The sequence below is a fragment of the Amycolatopsis sp. NPDC088138 genome, assembly GCF_044741685.1.
Classification (GTDB): Bacteria; Actinomycetota; Actinomycetes; order Mycobacteriales; family Pseudonocardiaceae; genus Amycolatopsis.
In genome coordinates this window covers 62,639-69,001 of sequence record NZ_JBIUTB010000014.1, presented here as the reverse complement: position 1 = coordinate 69,001, position 6,363 = coordinate 62,639, and the positions used below count along the sequence as shown (strand labels likewise).

The window sequence follows — 6,363 nt, the reverse complement described above, 5'->3', positions numbered from 1 at the left end:
CCTCCCCTTCGAGCTGCGCGAAGGGAGGGCGCGTTCATGATCAGCGTAGCCGAGAGGTACTGAGACTGAACGCGAGAAAGACCCGCCGTGGCGGGCCAGTTACTCTGCGGTTTGGGAGATCTCCCACGTATTTGTGTCCGAGGGGGGACTTGAACCCCCACGCCCGTTAAGGGCACTAGCACCTCAAGCTAGCGCGTCTGCCATTCCGCCACTCGGACCTGCTGAAGAAAGAGTATACGGCCGCCCTGCGGGGGTCGTCAGGGGGGTCTGGATCGGGAGGCTTGGGGTGGCTGGGATGATCATGCGTTTTGGCGCTCTGCTGTATCGATCCAGTTCTTCTGGCCTGGTCGGCTTCGGGCGAATGCTTGCAGGGGCTCCTGGTAGCTGTAGGTGTCCGGGCCTGCCGGTTCCAGTAGGTGGGCGTCTACCAGGGACTCCAGTAGGGCCGCGGTGTCCGGTAGCGGGAGGTTCAACGCCGCTGCGGCTTGGGAGAGTTGGATGGTCGGTGTGTTCAGGTGGGAGAGGGCGCTGAACGCGTGGGACTGGGCCGGGGACAGCTGGGCCAGCGCCGACTCGTACGGCTTCTCTATTGCCCAGCACTCCGGGGGCGTGATCGGCGAGCCTGGGGCTGGGCGGCCCAGCCGCTGCAGGGCCTGCGTCATCGTCCAGTCGGGGCGGGAGGCCACTCGGGCTCCCACTGCCTGCAGGACCTGGGGTAAGCCTGCTGTGCGGCGGATCAGTTCTTGGGTTGCCGACAGATCCAGAGCGGTTCGGGGGCCGATCAGGCGTTCCAGCAACGTCAGGGACTCTGGAGGGGTTAGGCCGACCAGCTTCTGCCAGTGGGCGTACGGGAGGCCGTACAGGCGCTGGCGGGCCGTGATCACCACTGCCGATCCTCCGGCTCCGGGGAGCAGGGGGCGGATCTGGTCGGCGTCTTGGGCATCGTCCAGGACCAGTAGTAGGCGGCGGCCTGTGGTGCGGGTTCGCCATAGGGCTGCGCGCTCGCTTGGGGACGGCGGTGGGTCTGTGACGCCGATTCCTCGCAGCAGCTCGGCCAGGGGGTCCGGTGAAGTGGCCAGGTCGGTGAACAGCTGGCCGTCCGGGAATGACCGGGCGATTTGGTGGCCCAGCTGGATCGCGAGGGTCGTCTTGCCGATTCCTGCCAGGCCTTCCAAGGCGATCACCGGGACGCCTGGGCGGGTCAGGGCGTCGGACAGGTCGGCCAGTTCTTCGGAACGGCCGGCGAACTCCGGGAGTTCTGGGGGAAGCTGCGTGGGGCGGGTGATCGTCGCGGCCAAGGTCGGGTCCGAGGACAGGATGCGGCGTTGCATTTCGCGTAGCTCGGGGCCTGGGTATAGGCCCAGTTCGTCCTCCAGGAGGCGCTGGATGTGTGTGAAGACGTCCAGGGCTTCGGCTTGCCGGCCGGAGCGGTACAGCGCCAGCATCTGCAGCTCGCGCGGGCGTTCGCGCAGGGGCTGCTCGGCGATCAGGTCGGACAGCGCGGCTGTGGCTTCGACGTGCCTGCCTGCTTCGATGTCGGCCGCGGCGAGGTCTTCGATCGCTTTCAGGCGCAGTTGCTCCAGGCGGACGCGCTCGGCTTCGAAGCCGTTGACGCCCGACAACGGGGTGCCGTGCCATAGGGCTAGGGCGGCACGCAACGACCGAGCGTCGCCGGCGGCCAGCAGGTGCTGGAACTCCGTCAGGTCCAGGGCCGGCGTGACCATGGCGTAGCCGCCGCTGATGGACTTGATCGGGGTGTCCGGCTCCAGGGCGTGGCGCAGGCGGGAGATGTACGAGCGGACCATGCCCGTCGCCGCCCTCGGTTCTGCGCCGGCCCAGAGGGCTTCGACCAGTTGGGCCGGCGAGAGCGACGTGCCGCCCTGCAGCAGCAGGACCGCCAGCGCCGCGCGCTGCTGGGGCGGGCCCAGCTCGAGCTCGACGTCGCCACGCCACGCCCTTACCGGGCCCAGCACCTCGAACCGCACCGATTCGGTCACGCTCAGCGCAACCGCGGGCGGCGGGTGACTATTCCGCCGCGGTGAGCGACCGGTGCGTCGGCGCGTCCGGGACGTGCGCGGGGCGGCCGCGTGCGAACTCCTTGCGCAGCACCGGGACGACGTCGGCGCCGAGCAGGTCGATCTGCTCCAGCGCCGTCTCGTGCGGCAGGCCCATGCCGTCGACGTTGAACAGCTGGCGCTGGTAGTCGCCGAAGTCCTCGCGGAAGCGCATCGTCCGGTCGATCACCTGCTCCGGGCTGCCCACGGCCAGTGGCGTCTGGTCCATCGTCTCCTCCAGCGACGGGCCGCCGCCGTAGATCGGCGAGTGGTCGAAGTACGGGCGGAACTCGGCGATCGCGTCCTGGGAGCGGCGCCGCAGGAACGTCTGGCCGCCGAGGCCGACGATCGCCGTGTCGGCCGGGCCGTGGCCGTGGTGCTCGAAGCGCTCGCGGTAGAGCCCGATCATCCGCCGGGTGTGCTCGACCGGCCAGAAGATGTTGTTGTGGAAGAACCCGTCGCCGTAGAAGGCCGCCTGCTCGGCGATCTGCGGGCTGCGGATCGACCCGTGCCAGACGAACGGCGGCACGCCGTCCAGCGGACGTGGGGTCGAGGTGAAGCCCTGCAGCGGAGACCGGAACTTGCCCGACCAATCCACGACGTCTTCGCGCCACAACCGCCGCAGCAACGCGTAGTTCTCGACGGCCAGCGCGATGCCGTCGCGGATGTCCTTGCCGAACCACGGGTACACCGGGCCGGTGTTGCCGCGCCCGAGCATGAGGTCGAGCCGGCCGTCCGCGAGGTGCTGCAGCATCGCGTAGTCCTCGGCGATCTTCACCGGGTCGTTCGTGGTGATCAGCGTCGTGGACGTCGAGAGCACGATCCGGCTGGTGCGCGCCGCGACGAACCCCAGCAGCGTGGTCGGCGAGGACGGCACGAACGGCGGGTTGTGGTGCTCCCCCGTCGCGTAGACGTCGAGGCCGGCTTCTTCGGCCCGGACGGCCGTCTCGACCATCCGCTTGATCCGCTCGTGCTCGGTCGGCGCGCGGCCGGTGGCGGGGTCGGCGGCGATGTCGCCGACCCCGAAGATCCCGAACTGCATCCCGGCACTCATCACAGGCCCTTGAAAGCGTCGTGGTGCGCGGCCAGCCAGGTGCCGAAGTCCTGCAGCCGCGGGTTCAGCTCGCGCACGGCTTCCGGGTCGCGCGCGCCGGCGAAGACGGACTCGTACTCGGCGTAGTAGAAGAACATGTTGGCCAGGTCGTCGGCGCCCGGGAACCCCTGCGCGCGCACGGCTTCGACGGTGACCGGCCGGTAGGCGACGTCCTGGCCGAGCTCCTTGGCGAACGCCGCCGCGTACTCCTGCCCGGACAGGTTCTCGCCGGAGATGCTGATCGTCCGGCCGACGAGCTCGGGGCCGCGCTCGAAGACGCCGAACGCGGTGCGGCCGATGTCCTCGGCCGCGATCGCGGGCAGCTTGCGGTCGCCCATCGGCAGGTGCAGCGCGAGGACGCCGTCGTCGTCGCGGACCGGGCGGAAGAAGTCGAGGAAGGACTCGAAGTAGAACGTCGTGGACAGGAACGTGGTCGGCACGCCCGCGTCGACGAAGAACGCGTCGGCCTCGGCCTTGCCGTCGAAGTGCGGGACCTTGTAGCGCCCGTTCAGGGTCGGCACGCGGTCGTCGTCGAGCCGCAGGTGCAGGCGGGTGTCGGGCAGCGTCGACCAGATGACGTGCTGCAGGCCCGCGGACTTGGCAGCCGCGGCCATCGCCCGCGCCTGCTTCTGCTCGCGCTCGACGTCGTTGTACTCCCAGAACGCGCTGACGAAGTAGGCGCCGTACGCGCCCTGCAGCGCCTTCACCAGGCTTTCTTCGTCGTCGAGGTCCGCGGTCACGACCTCGGCGCCGCGGGCGGCGAGGGCCCGCGCGGCTTCGGAGTCGGCACGGCGGGTGATGGCCCGCAGCGCGAAACGGCCGGCGGGGTCGTCGAGGATGGCGCGGGCGAGGCCGCCGCCCTGCTGGCCGGTGGCGCCGACGACGGCGATGATCTTCTGCTCGGACATGGGTTCTCCCCTGGTTCGGTGACCGGGACATCCGGTCAGGACCCAGGTAACCGCCGCGGTGTTGGCGACTTGTGCACGCCGCGTGCACGCGGTTTACAAGACCCACTCCGATTCCTAGGATTCGCCGGGCACGAACGGGAGGTTCTGGATGGCGCGCCGCGCCCGGCGAGACGACGACGAGATCACCGTCGACGAGCTGTTGAGAGAGACCGGCGCCACCGCACGGCCGCTCACCGGCGGTTCCCTGCCACCGCGGCCGCCGGTTCCCGAGGCGATGTCGCCCGAAGAGCGCATCGAGCAACGGGCCCGGGAAGCCGCCGCCGCGCAGCAGCGGGCCGGGACGCGGATCCGGTGGGCCAGCGCGATCTGCGGGGCCGTGGTCGTGCTCGGCAGCGTCGTCGTCATCCTCGTGACCACCACCGGCTCACCCGGGCGGGAGGCGTCACCCGCGCTGATGCCGCTGCTGCCCGCGACCACGCCGAGCCCGTCCGTCAGCGCGAAAGCCCCGCCGAGCCCGACGCCGATCCCGACCGTCATGGCCGGCAGGCAGACCAGCACCCCGGCGAAGACCACGACGCCGACGCCGTCCAGTGCGGCCGCTCCCCCGGCGCCCTGTTCGGTGCGGTTCACCGTGCAGGACCAGTGGGACGACGGCTTCACCGCGGCCGTCACCGTCACCAACAAGGGCGGCAAGGCCTTCTCGCCGTGGACGCTGAGCTGGACGTTCGCGGCCGGGCAGCGGGTCACCCACGGCTGGGACGGCGACTACGACCAGAGCGGCGGCCGCGTCACGGTGACGGCCGCGGAGTGGAACACGACCCTCGCGCCCGGCGCGACCGTCACCACCGGGTTCAACGGCTCGATCCGCGGCGGCAACCCCGCGCCCGGCGCGTTCACGCTCAACGGCGCCGCCTGCGACGCCGGCTGACTCCTCAGGTCGTCTCTTCGGGACGGCGCCGCATCGCCGGTTCCGGGTCTTCGGACCGGCGGTCGGAGTCGCGCAGGACCTCGCGGGCCTGGGCTTCGGGGTCGTCGCTCTCGACGGCCTGTTCCTCGGGCAGCAGCTCGGCCCGGCCGGCTGTGCGCTCGTCGTCGTCCTGTTCACGTGCCATGAGGGCGAGGTACCCACGGGGAACGGCCTGTAACGCTTCCGTGCACCCGGACGACCTGCCTGCACGAGGATCACCCGAAGGAGGCCCGATGCCGGACGCCAGCCCTTGGCCGGAGATCCACCGGGAACGCGCCGCGCTCGCCGACGACCTCGCGGGCGTGCCCGAGGCCGCGTGGTCGACGCCGTCGCTGTGTCGCGGGTGGACGGTCCACGAGGTACTCGGCCACGTCGTCGCGACGGCGAAGCTGACACCGGTCACGTTCTTCGGGCGGCTGGCCGGGTCCGGGTTCCGGTTCGGGGCGATGGCCGCGAAGAACGTCGCGCGCGAAACCGCGGACGGCCCGGAGGCCACGCTCGCGCAGCTGCGAGCGCACGCGAGCGCCACCACCGGGCCGCCGGGCCCGGCGGACTCGTGGCTCGGCGAGATCGTCGTGCACGGCACCGACATCCGCCGCCCGCTCGGGCTGGAGCGCGCGTTCCCGACCGCGACGCTGGTCGAGGTCGCCGAGTTCTACCGCCGGTCCAACCTGCTGATCGGCGCGAAGAAGCGGATCGCCGGCCTGACGCTGCGGGCGAGCGACACGGACTGGTCGACCGGCAGCGGGCCCGAGGTGCGCGGCCCGCTGCTCGCGCTGGTGCTGGCGATGACCGGCCGGGGCGCGGTGCTCGAGGAGCTGGCCGGGCCCGGCGTGGACCAGCTTTCGGCTCGCTGCGGCGTTCACGCCTGACCCGAGGTCAGGCCGGTTCGATGCGGAAGATCGCGATGCGGCCGGCCGCGTCGGCTACCGCGTCCGGGGTCGGCGCTTCCGCCAGACCTGTTGTCACGTAGCGGTTTCCGACGCTCGCGGGGCTCGTCGCCACCAGTTTGCGCAGGATCGGGCCGCGTTCCGGTACCGGGACCTCGACCAGCCGGGCGGTCGCCGCACGGCGGCCTCGGGTGAGGGTGACCGTGTCCGCCGCCCGCACGTTCGCCACCCAGGCCGCCTTCGGGTAGGCCTGGATGATGTAGCGCTCGCCGTCCTGCGGGATGACGGCGATGGGAAAGGTGCGCGGGACGCCCGTGCGGCGCCCCGCGACCGTGAGCAGCTGCATCGGGCCGAAGGCGAGGCCGAGCAGCTGGAGCCCGACCACCAGTTTGTTCCCGGCGTTGACCATCCGCCGGTAGTTCTGCGCTGTCGTCATGCCTTCGACGATACA

Annotated in this window: 7 protein-coding genes and 1 tRNA gene; 2 read left to right on the top strand and 6 right to left on the bottom strand. The window is 71.1% G+C overall.

The genetic code is table 11. The features are described from left to right. Positions 1–134: 134 nt before the first annotated feature. The 4 genes from ACIOD2_RS50295 to ACIOD2_RS50280 all read right to left on the bottom strand — a co-directional run bounded on the left by ACIOD2_RS50295 (position 135) and on the right by ACIOD2_RS50280 (position 4,055). A tRNA-Leu gene (locus ACIOD2_RS50295) sits at positions 135–218 on the bottom strand. Positions 219–299: 81 nt separating this feature from the next. Continuing rightward, the gene (locus tag ACIOD2_RS50290) at positions 300–1,997 is read right to left on the bottom strand and encodes a BTAD domain-containing putative transcriptional regulator (RefSeq protein ID WP_400553243.1); all 1,698 of its coding nucleotides are present in this window, start codon (positions 1,995–1,997) and stop codon (positions 300–302) included. A gap of 28 nt (positions 1,998–2,025) precedes the next feature. Beyond that, a complete protein-coding gene (locus tag ACIOD2_RS50285) occupies positions 2,026–3,096 on the bottom strand; it encodes an LLM class flavin-dependent oxidoreductase (protein WP_400553244.1) in 1,071 nt (356 codons plus the stop codon). Between the two features lie 11 nt (positions 3,097–3,107). After that, positions 3,108–4,055, bottom strand: coding sequence for an NmrA/HSCARG family protein (locus ACIOD2_RS50280; RefSeq protein WP_400553242.1), 948 nt, complete (start codon positions 4,053–4,055; stop codon positions 3,108–3,110). Positions 4,056–4,203: 148 nt separating this feature from the next. Between ACIOD2_RS50280 and ACIOD2_RS50275 the strand changes: the two genes are divergently transcribed. Further along, positions 4,204–4,983: a cellulose-binding domain-containing protein gene (locus tag ACIOD2_RS50275; protein WP_400553241.1), complete on the top strand. Its 780-nt coding sequence runs from the start codon at positions 4,204–4,206 to the stop codon at positions 4,981–4,983. 4 nt (positions 4,984–4,987) lie between these two features. On the opposite strand, the gene ACIOD2_RS50270 is transcribed toward ACIOD2_RS50275, so the two are convergent. Then, entirely contained in the window at positions 4,988–5,167 is a 180-nt protein-coding gene (locus ACIOD2_RS50270; RefSeq protein WP_323326193.1) for a hypothetical protein, read from the bottom strand. An 88-nt stretch (positions 5,168–5,255) separates the two neighbouring features. Between ACIOD2_RS50270 and ACIOD2_RS50265 the strand changes: the two genes are divergently transcribed. Further along, complete coding sequence (locus tag ACIOD2_RS50265) at positions 5,256–5,894, top strand: maleylpyruvate isomerase family mycothiol-dependent enzyme (protein WP_400553240.1); 639 nt, start codon at positions 5,256–5,258, stop codon at positions 5,892–5,894. Positions 5,895–5,901: 7 nt separating this feature from the next. Here ACIOD2_RS50265 and ACIOD2_RS50260 read toward each other — a convergent pair whose 3' ends face one another. Then, a complete protein-coding gene (locus ACIOD2_RS50260) occupies positions 5,902–6,348 on the bottom strand; it encodes a nitroreductase family deazaflavin-dependent oxidoreductase (RefSeq protein ID WP_400553239.1) in 447 nt (148 codons plus the stop codon). Between the last annotated feature and the right edge of the window lie 15 nt (positions 6,349–6,363).